This is a genomic window from Pseudomonas sp. Root562, from assembly GCF_001427125.1.
GTDB lineage: Bacteria > Pseudomonadota > Gammaproteobacteria > Pseudomonadales > Pseudomonadaceae > Aquipseudomonas.
In genome coordinates this window covers 271,156-291,802 of record NZ_LMGK01000022.1, presented here as the reverse complement: position 1 = coordinate 291,802, position 20,647 = coordinate 271,156, and the positions used below count along the sequence as shown (strand labels likewise).

At 58.9% G+C, this 20,647-nt stretch carries 12 protein-coding genes; 2 read left to right on the top strand and 10 right to left on the bottom strand.

Annotated features, from left to right (window positions below; translation table 11 throughout):
* Positions 1–19: 19 nt before the first annotated feature.
* From ASD60_RS19020 to ASD60_RS18990, 7 genes are all read right to left on the bottom strand, one after another.
* Positions 20–2,794, bottom strand: coding sequence for a malto-oligosyltrehalose synthase (locus ASD60_RS19020; protein WP_056855481.1), 2,775 nt, complete (start codon positions 2,792–2,794; stop codon positions 20–22).
* Positions 2,791–4,869, bottom strand: a complete 2,079-nt coding sequence (gene malQ / locus ASD60_RS19015) for a 4-alpha-glucanotransferase (protein WP_056855480.1) — start codon at positions 4,867–4,869, stop codon at positions 2,791–2,793. Before malQ ends, ASD60_RS19020 begins: the two co-directional genes overlap by 4 nt.
* Positions 4,862–6,661 (bottom strand): malto-oligosyltrehalose trehalohydrolase, encoded by a 1,800-nt coding sequence (treZ, locus tag ASD60_RS19010; protein ID WP_056855479.1) that lies wholly within the window; start codon positions 6,659–6,661, stop codon positions 4,862–4,864. Before treZ ends, malQ begins: the two co-directional genes overlap by 8 nt.
* A gap of 12 nt (positions 6,662–6,673) precedes the next feature.
* Complete coding sequence (glgA, locus tag ASD60_RS19005) at positions 6,674–8,260, bottom strand: glycogen synthase GlgA (protein WP_056855478.1); 1,587 nt, start codon at positions 8,258–8,260, stop codon at positions 6,674–6,676.
* Positions 8,261–8,913: 653 nt separating this feature from the next.
* Positions 8,914–9,936: an alpha/beta fold hydrolase gene (locus ASD60_RS19000; protein WP_056855477.1), complete on the bottom strand. Its 1,023-nt coding sequence runs from the start codon at positions 9,934–9,936 to the stop codon at positions 8,914–8,916.
* An 83-nt stretch (positions 9,937–10,019) separates the two neighbouring features.
* A complete protein-coding gene (locus ASD60_RS18995; RefSeq protein ID WP_056855598.1) occupies positions 10,020–10,454 on the bottom strand; it encodes a YqaA family protein in 435 nt (144 codons plus the stop codon).
* Positions 10,454–10,900, bottom strand: coding sequence for a DUF411 domain-containing protein (locus ASD60_RS18990; RefSeq protein WP_056855476.1), 447 nt, complete (start codon positions 10,898–10,900; stop codon positions 10,454–10,456). The genes ASD60_RS18995 and ASD60_RS18990 overlap by 1 nt, the downstream gene beginning before the upstream one ends.
* Before the next feature lie 287 nt (positions 10,901–11,187).
* Here ASD60_RS18990 and ASD60_RS18985 point away from each other — a divergent pair, with 287 nt between their 5' ends.
* On the top strand, positions 11,188–11,376 hold the full coding sequence (locus ASD60_RS18985; RefSeq protein WP_028620074.1) for a hypothetical protein: 189 nt from the start codon (positions 11,188–11,190) through the stop codon (positions 11,374–11,376).
* A gap of 24 nt (positions 11,377–11,400) precedes the next feature.
* Here ASD60_RS18985 and ASD60_RS18980 read toward each other — a convergent pair whose 3' ends face one another.
* Complete coding sequence (locus ASD60_RS18980; protein WP_056855475.1) at positions 11,401–11,772, bottom strand: hypothetical protein; 372 nt, start codon at positions 11,770–11,772, stop codon at positions 11,401–11,403.
* 248 nt (positions 11,773–12,020) lie between these two features.
* Here ASD60_RS18980 and pvdQ point away from each other — a divergent pair, with 248 nt between their 5' ends.
* Complete coding sequence (gene pvdQ / locus ASD60_RS18975) at positions 12,021–14,366, top strand: bifunctional acylase PvdQ (protein ID WP_056855474.1); 2,346 nt, start codon at positions 12,021–12,023, stop codon at positions 14,364–14,366.
* A 53-nt stretch (positions 14,367–14,419) separates the two neighbouring features.
* On the opposite strand, the gene ASD60_RS18970 is transcribed toward pvdQ, so the two are convergent.
* Complete coding sequence (locus ASD60_RS18970) at positions 14,420–15,427, bottom strand: FecR family protein (protein WP_056855473.1); 1,008 nt, start codon at positions 15,425–15,427, stop codon at positions 14,420–14,422.
* Positions 15,428–15,619: 192 nt separating this feature from the next.
* A complete protein-coding gene (locus ASD60_RS18965) occupies positions 15,620–20,434 on the bottom strand; it encodes a dermonecrotic toxin domain-containing protein (protein WP_056855472.1) in 4,815 nt (1,604 codons plus the stop codon).
* Positions 20,435–20,647 lie beyond the last annotated feature (213 nt).

Below are 20,647 nucleotides of genomic sequence, written 5' to 3'. Positions count from 1 at the left end.
CTATGCTCCTGCACTGAACTCAAGTGTCGGTAGTTTGGATAAAGAGATTGACCGGGAAATCCCCCAGCGCGGCGCTGATCATCAGCTCCCTGTTTTTTGTGACTGCGACGCCAGAAAAAAGTCCCTTCAGATTTTCCTCAGCGGTAGTGAACGGCAGACTGATGCGGGTATCGCCCCACTGCGGCGCATCCACGTGCGGTACGGCACTGTTTTCCAGCAGCGGCGCACAGCGGATTGGCACGATGACGATGGCGCGTTTTCCCTCCCATTGGCGAACAAACCCAAGCACCCTATGTGCCTGGTTGCCGATGACATCGAGTGCCTGGTAGGTGCCGTGGCGAAACAGTTCGGCATGCTCGGCACGCAGGTTCAGGGTCTGTGCGATCAAGGCTTGCTTGATGCGCCCGTCATGCCAGTGTTGCAACAGATCAGGCAGATCCAATGGTTGCGACAAGGCCTGTTGGCGACTGGCGTAATCCACCGGGCGACGGTTGTCCGGATCGACCAGGCTGAAGTCCCAGAACTCGTCGCCCTGATAGAGATCCGGCACCCCAGGCACGGTCATGCGCAGCAAGGTTTGCGCCAATCCATTGAGGGCGCCGGGCACGGCGATGGTACGTGCCACCTTGCCAAGGGCGCTGCGCAGCAGGTCACCCTCCGGGCTCAGCAGCAGGCGCCGGGTGAAGTTTTCGCTGGCTTGTTCGTAAGCATCGTTTGGTGCACTCCAGCTACTTTGCAACTTGGCTTCGCGCAGGGCTTTGCGTTGCCATTGGCTGACACGCGCGGCGTAGGCTTCAAGCGCCGATGGGTCATCGGCCTGCAAATCGAGCGGCCAACTGCCAAGCAGTGCCTGATAAAGAATCAACTCGTCACCGGCAGACGGCATCTGGTCATCGTCGCGCAGTGGCCGGGCGAGGGCGCGCCACAGGCCGATCTGTTCGACGTACCATTTACTGCGCTCACTCAAGATCGCCAGGCGCGCGCGCGTATCTTCACCGCGCTTGTGGTCGTGGGTCGCGGTGGCGAGCAGGTTGTCGGGAAACAGTTGTAAGCGCTTGAGGCAGGCCTCATGGAAGTCAGCCACCGGCGCACTGAATTGCTCGGTGTTGAAACCGACGTCATTGCGTGACAGCAACACCGCGGAGCGATAGAACGCCGTGTCTTCCACGGCCTTCGCGGCGGCGGGTGAAGTCAGCTGCTGGAAACGTACGCAAGCATGCTTGAGGCGCTTGCGCAGGCGGCCGGCGGGGCGTTCGCGCCAGGTTTCACCGCCCAACCATTTAGCCAGGCAATCGAGCACCGGCCAGTCGGCTTCGCCCAGGGTTTGGCGGGCACCGTCCATGGCCTGCTGGAAAAACACCTCGTCCTGGGCTGACCGCCCAAGGGCGCTGATATAAGTGCGGTACACCGAAAAATGCACGATCAGTTCCTGCAAGGCGCGACGGATCGCGCCCAGCGTCAAATCGCGGGTCATGAGGTCATCGCGGGCCACTTGCAGCAGGGCCTGGGCCACGCTTTCGAAATCGCCGGCCAGTGAACCGTTGAGAATCTGCTGACGGGCCAGTTGTGCTTCCTGGCGGAAGTCGGCCGGGCGTTCGCTGTAGCGGTGCCAGACTTCACCCAAGGTGGTTTGCCCGTCGGGATCGTGTTGCAGCAGTGACAACTGATTCATGAATTCATAGCCGGTGGTGCCATCCACCCACCAATCACGGCGCAAGGTTTCACCGTCGCCAAGGATCTTCTCGACGTAGATCGGCAAGTGGCGGCTCGCTGACAGGCTGTCGACCCGCCGCCGCAGTTTGCGGCAGTAGCCGCGCGGGTCGGCCAGACCGTCAATGTGATCGATGCGCAAACCGTCGATCAGCCCTTCAGCCACCAATTGGAAAATCTTCGCGTGGGTCGCCTCGAACACCGCTGGACGCTCCACCCGCAAACCACCCAACTCATTGACATCGAAAAAACGCCGCCAGTTGATGTCGTCTGCGGCGGTACGCCAACTGGCGAGGCGATAACTCTGCCGTTCCAGCAGATCGTGCAAGCGTTGGAAGCCTTCAGGGGTCAGCGAATCGTAGGCTTTGAGGTTGTGCTCGATGGCTTGCAGAATCGCGGGGTCGCTGGCCAGTTCGCGCAATTGATCCTTCAATGGACCCGCCAGACTGTGGGCGTCAGTCTGATAGCTCAAGGTGCTGAAGTGGTCCGCCAGCTGTTTGAGCAGCTCGTTGTCCGACTTGAGCAGTTCGCCGTAATGCATCGGGCAAATCGGAAAGTGGTGGTCGTAATGCTCGACATGAAAGGCACCGTTCTGCGCATCGAAGCGCAGGGGCAGTGTGCCGTCCTGCAGGGCCACGCCATAATCGCTGCCGAGAAATGGCACCAGCAGTTGGCCTTCCATCAACGGATCGGGCGAGTGCCATTGGATATCGAAGAACTCGCCGTACGGGCTCAAGCGTCCCCATTCCAGCAAATCCAGCCACCAGGGGTTGTCGCAACCCCCCACAGCCATGTGGTTGGATACGATGTCGAGGATCAGCCCCATGCCTTGCCCGCGCAATGCGTCGACCAGGCGCCGCAATGCGGCCTCACCGCCGAGTTCCGGGTTGACCGAAGTCGGGTCGACCACGTCGTAGCCGTGCATGGAGCCGGCGCGGGCTTTCAACAAGGGCGAGGCATACACATGACTGATCCCGAGGCGGGCGAAGTACGGCACCAGTGGCACGGCATCGTCCAGGGTGAAGCCTTTATGGAATTGCAGTCGCAGGGTTGCCCGCAAGGGCAGCGTCGTCACTTGATTCATTGGTCACGCTCGGCCGCCTGGAGTCGCGCACAAGCGAGCAGTTCCAGACGCCGGGCTGCGTCGGCGTTATCGAGCAGCGCTTCGCTGTAACCGGGCAGGCGTCGCGACCAGTTTGGGTGGGTATCGATGGTGCCGGGCAGGTTGGCCTGCTGTTCTATACCCAGCGCATCTTCCAGCGGCAGCAACACCAGCGGCGCGCGGGTGTGGCCGAGGAAGCGCACGCTGGCATCGAGCACCTGATCGGTCTCGTGGGACTCTTCGCGAAAATTCTGCGGGTCCTGGCTCAGCGTCCTGCGCAAGCCTTCGCGCTCGCGTTCGCGGTGTTGACGCCATTCGATTTCGCCGCTGGCATCGACCAGGCCGAGGCGGGCATTCCAGTCGATGTCGCGGCCATGCCACCAGCCATTGAGGGTCGGCAGGTCGTGGGTGCTGGTGGTCGCCAGGGCATTGTCCGGCCAGTCGAGGATCGGTTTGAAATGGGTGTTGTCCTGTTCAAACAGCAACACACGCATGCCCAGCATCGAGCGGGCGCTGAGTTTTTCCCGCAGGCCCTCGGGCACTGTGCCCAGGTCTTCGCCGAGGACGATGGCCTTGTGACGATGGGATTCGAGCGTCAGCAGACGCAGCAAGTCGTCAATCGGGTAGTAAAGGTAGGCGCCGTCGGCAGGCGGTGCGCCGTTAGGGATAACCCATAAACGTTGCAGGCCCATGACGTGGTCGATTCGCAGTCCGCCGGCGTGGGCGAAATTGGCCCGCAACATTTCGATGAAGGCACGAAAGCCGTTGCGTACCAGACCTTCGGGGGAAAATGCCGAAATCCCCCAGCCTTGGCCCGTGCGATTGAGAATGTCCGGTGGCGCGCCGACCGTCAGGGCGGCGAGCAATTCATCCTGACGACTCCAGGCCTGGCTGCCACCGCCATCGGCACCCACCGCCAGATCGGCGATCAGGCCGATGCTCATGCCACTGCTGCGGGCAGCGGCTTGCGCACGCTCCAGACAGCGGGTGATCAGCCACTGGCAAAAGGCGAAGAAACCGATGCGTCCGGCATTCTCCTCAGCGAACTCAGCCAGCGCGGCGCTGCGCGGATTGCGCCATTGTTCCGGCCACTGGCGCCAGTCGAGGCTTTCTCCATTGGCGGCCCGTGTCTCCTGGATGGCCTCGAAGCGGCAATGGTTTTCCAGGGCTTCGCCACCGGCGTGGCGGAAACTGCTGAAGTCGGCGTGCAACGGGTGCTCGCCTTGTACGAAGCCTTCGTACAGCGCCTGCAACAGTTTGTGTTTGGCTGCCGCGGCGGCGGGCCAGTCGATCAGCGGCAACGCCTCAAGATCCTTGAGCTCGGCGCCCAGACCGGTGGCATCGATAGCGGCACGCATGGCCCGTTCGCCGAGAATGCTCCCCGGCGCGCAGTACAGACTGTTCAAAAACAGACGACTGGAGGGCGAATAAGGACTGTAGCGTTCGGTATCGTTGCTGAACATCGCATGCAGCGGACTGATCGCCAGGGCCTCGGCGCCGCGCTCACCGGCGACCCGTGCCAGATCTTCCAGCGCCTGGGTATCGCCGAATCCGCCATCGCCGGCTCGTCGCAAGGCATATAACTGAACGCTCAGGCCCCAGGCGCGGGGGATCGGACTGTCGACCGCATCGCCGACGCTGTAACAGCGCTCAGGGGCCACGGCCAGGGTAAAGGTTTGTCCGTCGATGGTGACGTGCTGATAACCCACCGGGATCAACCCAGGCAGAATCGCCTCGGCATCCAGTTTCAGATGCAGGCGGGAGCCGTCTTCCAAGTGAACTTCGCAGGGCGTTTCCGGCTGGAAGTAGCGGGCCAGGTCGAGCCCGCTACCGACGTCCACGGTCATCAAAGGTGGCAGGTGCAGGGTGTCTTGTACCTGTTGCAGCTCTTGCAGGCTGGCGTCGATTTCCTGGGCACTTCCGGCCGGGTGACCAAGACCGGTGAGGACATTGCGCAGCACTGCGGGGGCGACTTTTTGCGGGCGGCCATTGGCGTCGATCCAGTCGACTGCCAGGCCCGCCCGGCTTGCAAGGATTTCCAGTTGCGCATCACTCATTGGCGCTCTCCATCGGGGGTAGCAAAGGGGCTGCGGCCGTGAGGCTGACAAGCGCGCAATACGGAGCCAGAGTGCCTCGGTCGAGCAAACTGGCGGACCGGGGCGGGTGTTCAAACAGCAACGAAGTTCTGGCCGACGCAGTGTGGAGTACAGGCGTGTCGCTTAGGTTCAGGTCAATGTGCAACAAACTGCCGTCGCCCAACCGCCAGGACGCGCTGACTGCACCGACGCCCAGGACGTCGGCATCCAGGGCCTGGGTGCCGGGCAGGCGCGGAATGATCTGTTGGTGGCGGATCTGCAACAGCTGGCGATACAAGGCGTGCATCGGCGAAGTCTGGTGGTGCGCCAGATTCGGCCGTGACGCTTTGAAGGTCTGCGGGTCGTTGGGATCGGGAATCTGCTCGCGTCTATGCGGATCGGCGAAGGCGCTGAAGGCAGCAAACTCGTTGCGCCTTCCTTCACGTACCAGCTGTGCCAACTCGCCGTGATGACTGGTGAAAAACAGAAACGGCTGCTGCGCAGCGAATTCCTCGCCCATGAACATCAGCGGAATCATCGGCGAAAGCAGTAGCAATACGGTTGCAGCTTTCAGTGCATCGGGATGGGCCAATTGGTGCAGGCGCTCGCCGAATGCCCGGTTGCCGATCTGGTCATGGTTCTGCAGGAACAGTACGAAAGCGCTGGGCGGCAAATGACCGCTGGGCTCGCCACGGGGTTCGCCATGGCGGTTGATATGGCCCTGGAACACGAAACCCTGGCTGAGGCAGCGGGCCAGTTGTTGCGTAGGATTGTTCGCGTAATCGACGTAATAAGCGTCGGTTTCGCCGGTCAGCAGCACGTGCAGCGCATTGTGGCCATCATCGTTCCACTGCGCGTCGTAGCCTTTTTCCAACAGGCTCGACTGATTGTGTTCGTTTTCCACGGTAAGCCAGATATGTCGCGCGGGGTCCGTCTGCTGGCGCACCCGCTGAGCAAGCTCCTGGAGAAAGTCCGGGTCCTCTATGGCATGCACCGCGTCCAGGCGCAAACCGTCGAAGCGGTACTCCATCAACCACATCAAGGCGTTGTCGATGAAAAAATCCCGCACCTCGCGCCGCCGGAAGTCGATCGCCGCGCCCCACGGCGTGTGCTTGTCCTCGCGGAAGAAGCTTTTGGCGTAGCGATGCAGGTAATTGCCGTCCGGCCCGAAGTGGTTGTAGACCACGTCGAGAATCACCGCCAGACCATGGCCGTGGGCCGTGTCGATCAAGTGCTTGAGTTGTTCGGGCGTCCCGTATGAAGCTTGCGGCGCGTACGGCAACACGCCGTCGTAACCCCAATTGCGCTCTCCGGGAAATTGCGCGATAGGCATCAATTCGATCGCGGTCACGCCCAGCTCGACCAGCCGCGACAGATGCTGCTCGACCGCCTCAAAGCCGCCGAGCAGACCTACGTGCAACTCGTAGATCACCGCTTCGTGCCACGGTCGCCCCTGCCAGGCGCTGTTCTGCCATTGATAAGCCAGCGGATCGACCACCACGCTGGGTTGGTCGATATCACCAGACTGGGCACGGGAGGCCGGGTCAGGCACCTCTATCTCGCCATCGATGTTGTAGCGATAGCGAGTTCCCGCCGGGCAACGGGTGTTGATCACGAACCAGCCGTCGGCCTGGGGCATCAACGGCAAGGATTGTCCATTTTCCAATTCGACACTGACGTAAAACGCATCTGGCGCCCACAACGCGAATCGCGTTTGTTCTGCGTCCAGCTTGATTGCGCCGTGGGGCCAGGTCTCAAGGGTCCGTAACGGCATTTGCAAAACCTCTTATTGTTTGTGCGATTTCCCCAAGGCCTTGGCCACCAGTTGTTCATAGAGTTCGGCATAGGGTTCGACGGCTTTGCACCAGTTGAACGGTGCTGCCATGGCTCGGCAACGCATGGCGTGCAACAAGTCCGGAAATGCGAAGACCTTGAACGCGCGGCTCAGGGCTTCCTGATAACTCTCGACCGTGGATTCATCGAACAGGAAACCGGTCACGCCGTTTTCAATGGTGTCGGCCAGGCCCCCGGTATTGCGCGCCACCGGCAGGGAGCCGAAGCGCTGGGCGTACATCTGGCTCAGGCCGCAAGGTTCATAGCGTGAAGGCATCAACAGGAAATCGCTGCCGGCGAACATGCGCCGGGCATCGGTTTCGTTAAAGCCGATGCGCACGCCGATCTGCCCGGGGAACCGCAAGGCCAGCTCGCGCATCGCTTGTTCTTCTTCCGGCTCGCCACGACCGATGATCGCGATCTGGCCACCGGATTTGACGATGTATTCGGAAACCGCTTCGGTAAGGTCCAGGCCTTTCTGGTAAACCAGACGTGAAACCACGGCAAACAGTGGACCTTCGGAGTCGTCGAGGCCAAACAACTCGCGTACATGGGCGGCGTTGGCGGCCTTGCCGTCCCAGTCACCGATGCTGAACGGGCAGAGCAGGTGCGCGTCAGTGGCGGCGTCCCAGCTTTCATCGATACCGTTGGGAATGCCGCTGAGCAAACCTTGCTGGGTCTTGGCGGCGAGAAAGCCGTCGAGACCGCAGCCGAAATCCGGTGTGGTGATTTCCTGGGCGTAGGTCGCGCTGACGGTGGTGATGTGGCTCGAGTAGGCCATGCCGGCCTTGAGGAACGACATCTTGCCGTAGAATTCCATGCCTTCCTGTTGCAGCGCGTGATGGGGAATACCCAGTTCCGGGCAGGAACCCAGGCTGGTCACGCCTTGATAGGCGAGGTTATGGATGGTGAACAGCGTCGGGGTACGCTGCCCGCGCCAGTGCATATAGGCAGGCGCCAGGCCGGCCGGCCAATCGTGGGCGTGCACCAGGTCCGGGCACCAGTGGATTTGGGCGAGGTTGGCGGCGATATCGGCAGCGGCCAGACCGAGGCGGGCGAAACGAATGTGATTGTCCGGCCAGTCGCGGCCATTGTTGGCGCCATAAGGCGAACCTTCGCGCTCGTAGAGTTCAGGGCAGATCAACACGTAAATGACCAAGCCATCGGGCATGTCCATGCGCCCGATCTTGCACGGCGGCAATGCGGCATGACCGCCAAGCTCGCCAATGATGTGAATCGGATTTTCGCTGTGCAGCACTTGCGGGTAACCGGGAATCAACACCCGCACGTCGTGCAAGTGCGCCATGGCGCGGGGCAGTGCAGCGGAAACGTCGCCCAAACCACCGGTTTTCACCAGGTCGGCGATTTCCGAGGTCACGAACAAGACTTTTTTCTTGTTCGGATTTCGGCTGGCCACGGGAGCCAGTGTCTTGGTGCCGGGAACGCTGATCGATTGGGAAGCCGGTGCACTCACAGTGCTTGATTCGCCGACATGCTGATGAGCACGTTCTCCCTGAACATCTAAAGCCGCACTAATCATATGAATCTCCCGCGTTGTTGATCTTCTTAGGCCTGGCAGACGGTGTTTCGTGGCCAAATCCTGTGGCCGGGCGCTGAAGCGCTGCGCATCAGTGAGCAAGCGCTGCCCAATGCGCTGTAGCAAGATGGGTGGAGTAGCCATTGCAAGGATTGCACCAGTCGCATCGCAGCTTCCTTTTAGTCGACCGACCACGCGTAGCAAAAGTTTCGACTTTTTTCCCACTTTGTGACCGACTGGTTTTACCCCCCGAAAATGAGTCTAGGCCAGAAGTTAGAGCGGTAAAGTGCAGATGGCAAAATTGTTCGACAATCGGTTGACGAGGTACGAGCGTGCCGGATTTGAGGGCTTACGCACCGACGAAGGGCAGGTTTTTTTGCAGTTTTGTCAGGAAATGAAGCAGTACTGTCACATCGGTGTGCGTCAGTGAACAGCGGCAATGCACCATTGCAGTGCAGGCTCTTGGGTGGTCGCCATGAGTACGGGTCTCATCGCGAGCAAGCTTTGCTCCTACAGGTCGCTTCAATGTCTGGGCTCCTGTAGGAGCAAAGCTTGCTCGCGATGAACGATAACGCGGTATCCGTTGAGTACACGAACGGGCTGACCCCACGAATCGCCAATCAGCGTCATTGGCACCGCCTTCAGCCTTGCCTCAATTAACGCACAGGGTTGGTTTTGTTCAGCCAGTCGAGCAGGGCCTTGTGGAATTGCGCCGGTTCTTCCATTTGCGGGGCGTGGCCCATGCCGGGGAATTCGACCAGTGTCGATTGGGGAATCAGTTTTGCCACCTGCTTGCCGAGTACGTCGTAACGGCCGATCTTCGCCTTGACCTCGGGTGAAGCGAGGTCCTTGTTGATGGCGGTGCTGTCGGCCGTGCCGATCAACAACAGGGTCGGCATCTTCAAGTCCTTGAACTCGTAATACACCGGCTGGGTGAAGATCATGTCGTAGATCAGTGCCGAGTTCCATGCGACCTGAGCCTTGCCAGGGCCTTTGGCCAGACCGGCGTACATGTCTACCCAACGATCAAACTCCGGTTTCCAGCGCCCGTCGTAATAGGTGCTGCGCTGATAATCATGAATGCCCTGCGCGTTGACCTTCAGCTCACGTTCGTACCACTGATCGACGGTGCGGTACGGGACGCCGAGGGCCTTCCAGTCTTCCAGGCCGATGGGATTGACCATCGCCAGTTGTTCAACCTGATCGGGATACTGCAGCGCATAGCGGGTGGCGAGCATGCCACCGGTAGAGTGGCCGAGCAGGGTGGCTTTCTGGATGCCGAGGGCTTTGAGCAATTGCTGGGTGTTGCTCGCCAATTGCTGGAACGTGTACTGATAGTGGTCAGGCTTGCTGGATGTGCAGAAACCGATCTGGTCCGGGGCGATGACCCGGTAACCGGCGTCACTCAGTGCCTTGATCGAGGTTTCCCAGGTGGCCCCGCAGAAATTCTTGCCGTGCATCAGCACCACGCTGCGCCCGTTGGCCTTGCCATGGGCGGCGACGTCCATGTAACCCATTTGCAGGGATTTGCCCTGGGATTGGAAGGCAAAGTGTTTGACGGTGTAAGGGTATGCAAAACCTTGTAATTCAGGACCGTACGCCGGGCCTTCAGCGGCAAGGGCCGGCAGTGCGGCGGTGAGCAGCAGGCCGGCAAACCAGTGTGAGCGGGTCAAGGGCATGGGTGAACTCCATTGGAAATCCGCCGATCCTGGATCGGCATGATTAGGGCGACATTAAACAGGCAATCGCCACCACGGTTGGTTCAACCCATCCAGCCCAAAGTGGCCAATGCCAGTACGCCATAGCGTGCGCCCTTGGCCAGGGTCACGATCAGCAGGAATCGCCCCAGCGGCTCACGCAACACACCGGCCACCAGCGTCAGCGGGTCGCCGATGATCGGCAGCCAACTGAGCAGCAGTGACCAATGTCCGTAGCGCTGATAGTGGATACGGGCTTTTTCCAGGTGAGCAGGGCTGACCGGGAACCAGCGCCGGTCACGGTAGCGTTCAACGGCGCGGCCCAACCACCAGTTCACCAGCGAGCCGAGGACATTGCCCAGTGTCGCCACTGCCAACAATGCCCATAGCCAGTATTTGTCGCTGAGCAGCAAGCCCACCAGCAGGGCTTCGGACTGCAACGGCAACAAGGTCGCGGCACCAAATGCCGCCAGGAACAAACCGATATAGGCGCCGAAAATCAATGGGCCGGGTAGTCGGCCACGACCACATCCGTGCCGTCCTTTTTCAGGCCGATCACCTGATAGGCATCGCTCATGCCGTCCATCTCCATGCCGGGCGAGCCCATGGGCATGCCGGGCGCGGCCACGCCCAGCAGGTCGTCGCGTTTGCTCAGGGCCAGCACCTGATCGGCCGGGACATGGCCTTCAACGAATTTGCCGTTGACCAGCCCGGTGTGGCAAGACGCCAGACGCGGCGGTACGCCATGCTGTTGCTTGAACTCACTCATGTTGGCTTCGACGTGGTCCTCGACCTTGAAGCCGTTGGCTTCCAGGTGAGTGATCCATTTTTTGCAGCAGCCGCAATTGGCGTCGCGGTGGACTTCGATCGGGATCAGGTCAGCGGCCTGGGCCAGGGAAGAAATGAAGAGGGCGCTCAAGGCAGCCAGACGCAGAGAGTTTCGCATGACGGGTCAAGTCTCGGATTGCGGGCGAAAAAACGCATTCTGACCGGTTTTTCCGGGCAGGCATTCATGGTTTGTTTCAAAGTACTACGGCGCAGTGCAGCCCTATTATCGTAGATCAAGGCTGTCAGGCAGATGAGGGCGGCATGACAAATTTGTCAGCCGGGGCGGCGCTCAGGCAGTTGATGTAACATGTGGCCCCGGTTGCAACGCCCATCCCCACTGAACGGCAGGGATCTGGCAGCAATCGGGTACACAGCGCATACACTTATTCAGATTCAGGAACTGCAATGACCCAGTCGCAACGTTTGAAATATTCGATTCTGATCTCCCTGGTGGTCCTGGGAATCATGTTTGGCCTTTCGTATTTGCAGAACACCGGTGTCATCAGTGAAAAACTGTTCCAGTACATCGCCATTGGCGTGGCGGTGATCGTGGTCGTGATCAATGGCGTGATGCGCCGCAAGGTGAAGCCCTGAGCCGTGAGGCTCAAGGCCACTTGATCAATCGTTGTGCAGCACCGCGGCGGCCCGTGGGTCGAGGCTGTAGCTTTTGTCCGGGTTGAGGACGATCACGCCTTCGCTGCACAGACGTTTCAACACCTCGCGCACACTCAGAAAGGACAGGGGAATATCCAGTTCCAGCAAATGACTGTGTACACCGCGCACGCCCAGGCTGCGGTCGCTTTCGGCGGCTGTCAGCAAAGCGTCGATGACTTTCAGGCGAATCAGACTCGTTCGCAAGCCAAAGCTTTTGAGCAGGAAGCGAATCCTCTCGTTGCCATTGCGCTCGGTACGCTGGTCGAAAACGCCGACCCCAATGGAGGTGCTCTTTGGCGCGTTGCTACCGTCCGTTGGCAGATGCGAGTTGTACATTGCAAAACTCCTTTTCAGAGCCTGATCAGGAAAAATGGGGCGCTCTTGCATAACAAGACGTATGAGCGACCCAAATAATGAAGACTTGAATGTAGAAATTTCGTCGTCATTACGTCACCGCTCTGTCGGGCGCCTCTGGATGGCAGTTCATTCTCCTAAATTTTTGTCGTTTGCTTCGTCCCTGAAAGGATGCGCAGTGCGTGTCAGTACGCAGAACTGTGACCATTGTTTTTCGATCAGGAGCGAGTGTGATTATTTCCAGCCAGTTAACCAGGTTGAGCCTGGCAGGTTTGTTCTTGGGGCTCAGTCTCGCGGCGAATGCACGCAGCCAGCCTGAGCAGGCGAGTGCCGATATCCGCCGGACCACGTTCGGTGTTCCGCACATTCGTGCCGAAAACGAGCGAGGGCTCGGTTATGGCATCGGCTATGCCTACGCTCAGGATAACCTGTGTTTGCTGGCGAATGAGATCGTCACGGTGAACGGTCAACGCTCGCGTTATTTCGGCCCTGATCAATTCACGTTGGAAGAGCGAGCAAACCTGGCCAGCGACTTGTTTTTCAATGGCTTGAACACAGAGCAGGCGGTCAGCGGGTTCTGGCGGGCACAAACCCCTGAAGTGCGCGAACTGATGGAAGGTTATGTGGCCGGCTACAACCGATTCCTGTCGCAAAGCCGAGGGCAGGGGCTACCGGCGCAATGTCAGGGCGACTGGGTGCGGGAAATCACCACCACGGACCTGGTCAAGTTGACTCGACGGCTGTTGGTCGAAGGGGGGATCGGGCAATTTGCCGAGGCGGTGGCGGGGGCGACACCCCCGACTGCCGTCGCCACCCATGCCGGTGAGCGCGCGTCATTTCAGCTGGCTGCTTCGCGCCTGCAGCGTTTTGCCCTCGACCGCGGCAGCAATGCGGTGGCGGTGGGCAGCGAGCGCTCCTTCAACGGCCGTGGCATGTTGTTGGCAAACCCTCATTTTCCGTGGGTCGGCGGCATGCGTTTCTATCAGATGCACCTGACTATTGCGGGCAAACTGGATGTGATGGGGGCTGCATTGCCGGGCCTGCCGTTGATCAATATCGGTTTCAACCGGCATTTGGCCTGGACCCACACCGTGGACACGTCCAAGCATTTCACCCTGTACCGCTTGCAACTCGATCCAAAGGATCCGACCCGCTATCTGCTCGACGGTAAGTCACTGCCGATGCACAGGCAAGCACTGACCGTCGATGTGAAGCAAGCCGATGGAACGGTCAAAGCCATTTCCCACGTGGTGTACAGCTCGCAGTTCGGCCCGATCGTGCAATGGCCCGGCAAACTGGATTGGGATAACCAGTTTGCCTACAGCCTGCGTGATGCCAACCTGGAAAACGATCGGGTGTTGGCCCAGTGGTACGCGATGAATCGCGCTGATAGCCTTGAAGCGTTTCAGGCCAGTGTCAACAAGATCCAGGGCATCCCTTGGGTCAATACGCTGGCGGCGGATGACAAGGGGCAAACCCTGTACATGAATCTGTCGGTGGTGCCCAACGTCAGTGCCGAGAAACTGGCGCAGTGCAGCGATCCGCGTATCGGTCTGGAAATGATCATTCTCGACGGTTCGAACAGTGCGTGCGCGTGGGACATTGACCCGCGGGCCGCGCAGAAAGGCATTTATGCAGCAGACAAGCTGCCGCAACTGTTGCGCAAGGACTTTGTGCAGCATTCCAATGATTCGGCTTGGATGGTCAACCCGGCGCAACCGTTGACCGGTTACTCGCCGCTGATCAGCCAGGACAATCAGCCATTGGGTTTGCGTTCGCGATTCGCCCTGCAACGGTTGGGCAGACTGACCCAGGCGGGAACGCTCAGCGCGCAGGATCTGCAACACATGGTGATGGATGATCAGGTCTATCAGGCCGCACAAGTGATGCCGGACCTGCTGCAGTTCTGCGCCGATGGTCTTGGCACCGATGCGAAAACGCTGGCCCCGCTGTGCGCCAGTTTCAAGGCCTGGGACCGCAAGGCAAATCTGGACAGTGGCCTGGGCTTCGTACACTTCCAGAATGTCATGGAACCTTTGCTGCAAATCCCGGATGTCTGGCGTGTAGCGTTCGATCCCAAAGACCCGCAACACACGCCACGGGGTTTGGCGCTCGATCGTCCGCACGTGGTGCAAGCGTTGCGCCAGGCGATGTTGGCCTCGGTGGAGCAGGTCAACGCCTCCGGGCTGAAGCAGGCCACGCGCTGGGGTGATGTTCAAGTCGTCAGCAGCGGTGGCCAGCAAACGCCGATTCACGGTGGGCCGGGAACATTGGGCGTCTACAACGCCATCCAGAGTGTGCCCCGCAGCGACGGCAAACGCGAAGTTGTCAGCGGCACCAGCTACTTGCAGGTGGTGACGTTCGATGAGAACGGTCCGCAGGCCAAAGGTGTGTTGGCGTTCTCGCTCTCCAGTGACCCGTCTTCGAAGTACGCGCGGGATCAGACTGAGGCATTTTCGAAAAAACAGTTGAGTGTGCTGCCGTTTACCGAGCAACAGATCCAGGCCGATCCGCACTATCAGGCCATGACCCTGCGCGAGCAGGATGAAAGAACCGGGAAGGTGGCGGCACAGTAAACACCGCTGCAGCCGTTGAATGAAAGGCCGCACTCGGCAAAGGATGCGGCCTTTCAGCTTTTCGGCGGTTGTTGCGGGATGGAGTTGAGGACCGGGTTGCCCTCTTTGTTGCGGGTCAGGTAGACCGGCAGCACCTTGGGCAGGGTTGCCACCAGGCTATTGAGTTCCTTGATGTTGTAGATACCCCCAATCCGGATCGCGCCGGTATTGTGGTCGGCAACCATCAACGGGTTTTCCAGGTAGCGGTTGATCAATGGCAACGCATCGTTGAGCGCCAGGTCATCGAGTACCAACTTGCCGTTGAGCCAGGCCAACGCGTTGTCGTTGTCGTAGGTCTGGCTGATCTGCGGAATGTAATCGCCCTGGCGGTAACTGGCCTGCATCGACGGGCCAAGCCTCAAACCATCTCCCGGCAGGTCATCATTGCTGCTGACCAGCACCGATCCTTCGATCAGATTCACTTTGACCTGGTCTTCATACATCCAGACATTGAACCTGGTACCGGTGACGCGGATCTTGCCTTCAGCCGCCTTGACCACGAAAGGGTGGCCAGTGTCATGGCTGACGCTGAAAAACGCTTCGCCCTTTTTCAGAGTGACCTGACGACGATCCTTGTAATTGCTGTAGGTCAGCTCGCTGCCCAGGTTCAGTTCGACTTTGCTGCCGTCATTCAAAGTGACCTGGCGTATGTTGTTGGTCGCTTCAAAGTGCTGGTATGAATTGGGCAGCCAGCCCAGATTCCAGCCGCTGTAGGCCGCCAGCGGCAGTGCCAGTGCACAGACGGCGGCGGCCATGCCAACGGTGCGCCATGGAGACTGTGACTTGACGGGCACCATCGGCACGACGACAGCAGGCTCTGGACGAGGCAAATCCCCCGCGACATCCCAGATTTCCAGCATGGCTTCGTACTCGAAGGCATGAAGCGGGTGTGCACTGCGCCACTGCTCGAACGCCAGACGCTCCTGCGCGGTGCAGTCTTCGGCGTGCAAGCGCATGCACCAATGCGCTGCGGCATCGGTGATGGCGTCGTATTCGTCTTGGGAGAGAGAGTGGTCGGTCATTGACTCATCCTGATTTGCGCCATTCTAACCTTGAGGGCGGCCGGCGAGAAACATCGGTCATGGCAATTAACCATCAAAGAGTGTTTATTTTTACCGGGATGCCCGTAAACACGGGGACGCCAGGTTTTATTCGTCGTCAGTGTGAAAAAACATTCACGGGCAGACCCGGCGGATCTGCGCATGTTTAATAGATCAGGCTGACGTGTTGGAAGTGGATGGAAGCGGGTCGAGCTGCCGCCCCATTTCACAAATCAGAAAGGCAATCGAATCGGCATTGCGCAAAATGATGTCGATCCGTTTCTCTGCGTTACTCGGATCCAGGAACGCATTGCGGGCTGCTGCCATGGTACGGGTGCCCGCAATAGTGAGGATTTCCTTGCCAATGTGAGTCGAACCCGGGATCGAATCCAGGCTTATCCATGACTGCAAGCGACTGTTCCAGCGTGCGAAGAGTTCCTCCTTCGGGGTGCTCAGGGACAACGCCTCCCGCTGAAACTTCGTCTGACTTTGCTTCATTGCCCGGCCGTAACCGGTGATCGGTGCGACAAGATCGAGAAATGGCCGCCGGGCTTCCAGGGTCGCGATATCCAGGGTTTTTGAAAACTGATGGGAAAATTCGTGAATCAGCGTGGCTGCCTGGCTGTGACCATCGACATCAAAGGGTTCAGTCAGACAGGACTTGTACCAGTCCAGTTGTTGATCGAAGAACCTTTCAGTGAAATGCACATGGTTGCTTGCGTCATCATTGACCACGAACGCGATCAGATTGGCTTGCTGGTATTTGTTCGAACCGACGACAAAGCGCTCGGTGTTCATCAAGTCTTCGTCCGGATCCACCAGTGCCGTACACACCGGCAGTATCGCCTGTTTGATTTTATCGAGCAGGGCGGTGTCGACGGCGCTGACATCAAAAAAACGCTTGAGAAAGGTGTCGAGGCGCGTGCCACTGGTGAGTTGCCTTTGTTGCGCCAGATTGTGCAGGCTGTTGAAGGCGTAATAGCGCGCCAGGTCGATGGCCTGCACAATCATGCGGGCCTTTTCCGGATGATTGGCGCGGATGGCTGCCATGCCCCGCGCTTCGATGTTCAGTACCAGCCTGGCTTCGAGGCTCGCCACATAGTCGTTACGCATTTTTGACAGGGCTTTTCCGTAATGCACGGTGTGCACGTCGGGGTCGAGCACCAATTGCCGGGTCGATGTGCTCGCCAGATAGGGCCCGTCGTGGCTGGCATTGAGGATTTGCCAGACCGCAGCGGGTTTATCGACGCGATAGACCTTGCCGGCGATGGGCGCGTAACGGTGTTTGTCGACTGAATTGAGGTAGGTGCCATCGACGGCATTTTTGCTCAGATCTTTCAGGGACACGGTCGACGCTTCGAAGGTTTGCAATTGAGTGCGTGAGGCAGACGTCAGTTTGATCTCAGACCATTTCGGTTTAGTCACGGCGGTGATGACCGGTGTTGTTTCGCTGGATTCCTGCAATGTCAGCTGTTCATTCTCGAGCGACAAACGCCCCAAGGAGACCATTTGTACCGTACCGGCAATAAACGCCTGCAAGGCCCGCGTCCAATGGTGGTCCTGCAACGCTTCGGCGGAGGCTTTGAAATCCTTGAAGCTTTGCCATAAGAACTGCACATAGGCGAGTTTGCCCGGCAACAGACCGGACGCCAATTTGAGACCGGAGCTGAACAGATGTTTGACGGCCTCCCAATCCGACTGGCCGTTGGCAAGCGATCGGCTGCCGAGCATTCGCTGCAACAGGCTGGCATTGTCGCTGAACAAGCTATCCAACAGATTGCCGTCAATGGCAGACGAGGCGAGGGTGATTTCGCTTTCCTCGCCGATCGTGGACTTGAGCAGGTTACTGAAGATCGATTGTTGGTTTTCAGGTAATCGCCGAATCACCAGGTCCTGGAATGAACCGGGGGTATTGATCGCCGCAACGACTTTGGCCTCGCTTTCAAACTCGCTGAAAGCCGAGCCTGCAAAGTATGGCGCATACAGGACATGCGGCCCGTGATGGCCGGCACCAGGGCTGATCAAATACAGTCCCAGGGTTTTGATGGCAGCAGCCCCCGCTGTCTTGATCAGTTCGAGCGGTCGGACGATAGCGTGCGCGCCTTCCACCGAGGCTCGAGCGGTGGCGTCCGGCATATCGAGCACTTGGCTGACCAGATCGAATGCCTCGCTGGAAAGACGCTGTTGCAACTTCAATGCGTGAGCATGCTGCAAGAGCTGCCAAGGAAGCTGTTGGGCAAAACGACGTTTACACTCTTCAGTGTCAGCGCCGGTCAATGTATCCGCCACCCGTTTTGCAAAGTCACTCTCGATATTCAGGGACTGCAAAAACTGTTGAACAACGCTCTGGTTCAGTCCCTCGGGCAGCGAGGTGGTCGTGGTTGATGTGATCTTGAAGCCCGTGCCTTGAGCAATCTTGACGTGATTGAGGGCGAAATCGGTCAGGGCCAGAGGCGGGCCGGCCAACGCCAGGTTGGGGGTGATTGTGATGTCGTCAGGGCTGAGCGACGTCCCGGGAAACCGGCTGGCAAGCAATGACTTCAACCGCTCGCGCGTGTAGTCAGATAGCGTCTGTATTCCATGCAGATAGTCTTTGTCATCGGTAACGCTGTTGCGGTACTGCTCCAGCAATTCGATGTGCAACTGTTGCTCTTCGACGGGCGCCATGCCCAGCCAGGCGGGTAAGGACTGCTGTTGTGAAATGGCTTTGGCGATACTGGCGGCCCTGGGCAAGTTGGTGTCGATGATGTTTTTCGTCAGTTCGCCAAGTGCCTTGCGCTCTTTGGCCTGCGCAAGCTTGCGCGAGCGTACCTGCTCACAAGTGGCCAGAAAGTGTTCGATGGATGATTGCGTGAGGTGCTCCATCACGTTGCCTTCGATCAGCCGCAACGCGTGGATTGAGTAGCGTTGATGAAATTGACGCAGGGCGGGGGACAGGTTCTCCAGCAGCTCCAGACGGATGCGAGGGTCGAGCAGGCGTCGGTTCAGTACCTGTTTCGCGCGGTTGAGCGAATCAAAGACCTCGAGTCCTGCTGCCGGGGACCTTAAAATGACGCGTCCCGAATGTTGGTTATCAAGTCCGCCACGCTCGGTCAGCAGCACGCAATTGGCCAAGGGCAGCAGCTCTTTCTGTCCGCTGCATTCAATCATCAGCGTGTAGGCGTCAGGCCGGAATCCATTGAGTGCGCGGCGACTTTTGCGATCCGGTTGATCGGGGTTGAACACCGTGTCGACGATGGACTGTTCTGCCGTCCGCAAGGTTTTATCAAGCACCCGCAGCCTGGCTTCCCCGCCAACTCCGACGGACAGGGCATGGGCTATTTTCGGTTTGATTTTCTCCAGATAGAGCCGTTGCAACGCCAGTGAAGTGATCGGTTGGGCGGCGAAGTCTGTGCTGATCGGTGTTTCGACAGCCGTGAAAGTTTTCACGTAGGCCGCCGCGGTGTCGCCGCGCACCGCCGAGGGTTTTTGCTTGCCCACCAGCATTGGCTGTGTACTCCAGCGACCATCGGTGCCGAGCGCGAGCAAGCGTTCGCTGATCATCGAACGTATATCCAGCGCTTTGTCGAACAGGGCATGGAAGTTCACCGTGCCGTCGCTGTGACGGAAAACCTGCAAGGCGTATTCGATGTTTTGCCGTTGTTTGGTGATGATTGCCTCGAACAGTACCGTGAATATCGGGCCGTAAACGACCTCTCCGGAGACTTGCGGCTGATCGAATCCGATGAAGCTGTTTCGTTCGCCCAGACTCAGCAGACCATAGAGTTCATCCTCGTGACCACTGGCGCTGAACTTGCTCATCAACGTCGCTTTCAAGTCTTGATAGTCTTTCAGTACCTGTAATCCCTGGGTCGGGGTGTAAAGGTAGGCAGTCGAGTGGCTGATCATCAGCGAGCCCGCCAATTCCACGAAGTTGGCTTGCTGCTCCCACAGGCGCACCGTCTCCAGGGTAACGGTGTGCGTGGTGGCGGTTGGTTGAAACAAAGTGTGCAGGGCACGGCTTTGGTCGGGGCTGATGATCTTCGCCTCACGCTTGAGCAAAATATCTGCTCGTGCCTGCTGACACAGGGCCCTGCTGAAGAGTGACCGGCGCGTTGCACCGTCACCGGCCGCGGGTGCTTCCCAGTAGGCTTCCAAACGCTGGAAAAGCAGGGGCAGCAGTTTGCTGGAGGCGCTAAGTACCGCAGCTTGCCAATGTTGCTGGTCGGAACTGCTGGCCTTTTTCTGCGGGTGAGAAAACTCGACATGTTGACCCGCTGGCCACTGTTGATTGCGGTAATGGGACAGCACCGCAGCCTTCAGTGACAAGGAGTTGCTCAAGCGTTCAAAGGTGTTCTGCGTCTGGCCGACAGTGGCGTCGAGATAAAAATCTGCCCGGGTCTGACGCTGATCGAGCCCGGGCTGCGTGTTCGCCAGCAAGTCGGCAATTATCGTGTCGAGCAATGAATCGAGGGACGGCAGGGCAACCAGTTCGTCGATGAGTGCCTGATCATTCACAGCCAGGTTTTGGCGAATGGCAGCACCCTGGTCTTCGAATACATCGCCATCGATCGTCTGATAAGTCACCTGGACGCTGGTAGCCTCCGCCAGCGTCTTGCGCTGGGCAAGGGGCATGAAGGCCAGCAGGTTATCGTCCTCGTCAGCGTCGCCAAGTTTTTGTACCAGGTGTTCGGTCAAGGCTGCTCGGCTGTAGAACTTCTGAATGCCGGCGTAGGGTGTATAAACGATCGCCCCGTTGGTATCCGGAGAAGGGCTCAACACGAAACAGCCGGCAAGAGGCACCGGTACCTGGTCGGAGGTGCCTATCAGTATTCTTTCGACGAGCATCGGTGGTGACTGACGACTGCGCAGGGTCTGGCTGGTGAGTTCAATGTGCTTGAACCATTCGAAATCTTTGCGCGCCAGGCCGTGGATATTGCCCAGTTCAGTCCAACGGCCGGGGGACTGCAGGGCTTCGGGGAAAAACAGTGGATCTGGAGGTACAGGCATTATCGAATCTCGAACAAGGCACTGCGCAGAGCGCCAATGGATGGAGCGTCGAGACTAAAAGCCGCGGCTGCGGTACGGGTGGTAGATAGTTAACGCACGACAGGTCCATGTTCATGCAAACAGGCACCACCGAAGGGTTGACAGCGCATACGCCGCGCGTTGTTAATCGGCGCTCTACGTACGCTGTAGCCCCCTCCAATAATTAGTCTGGAG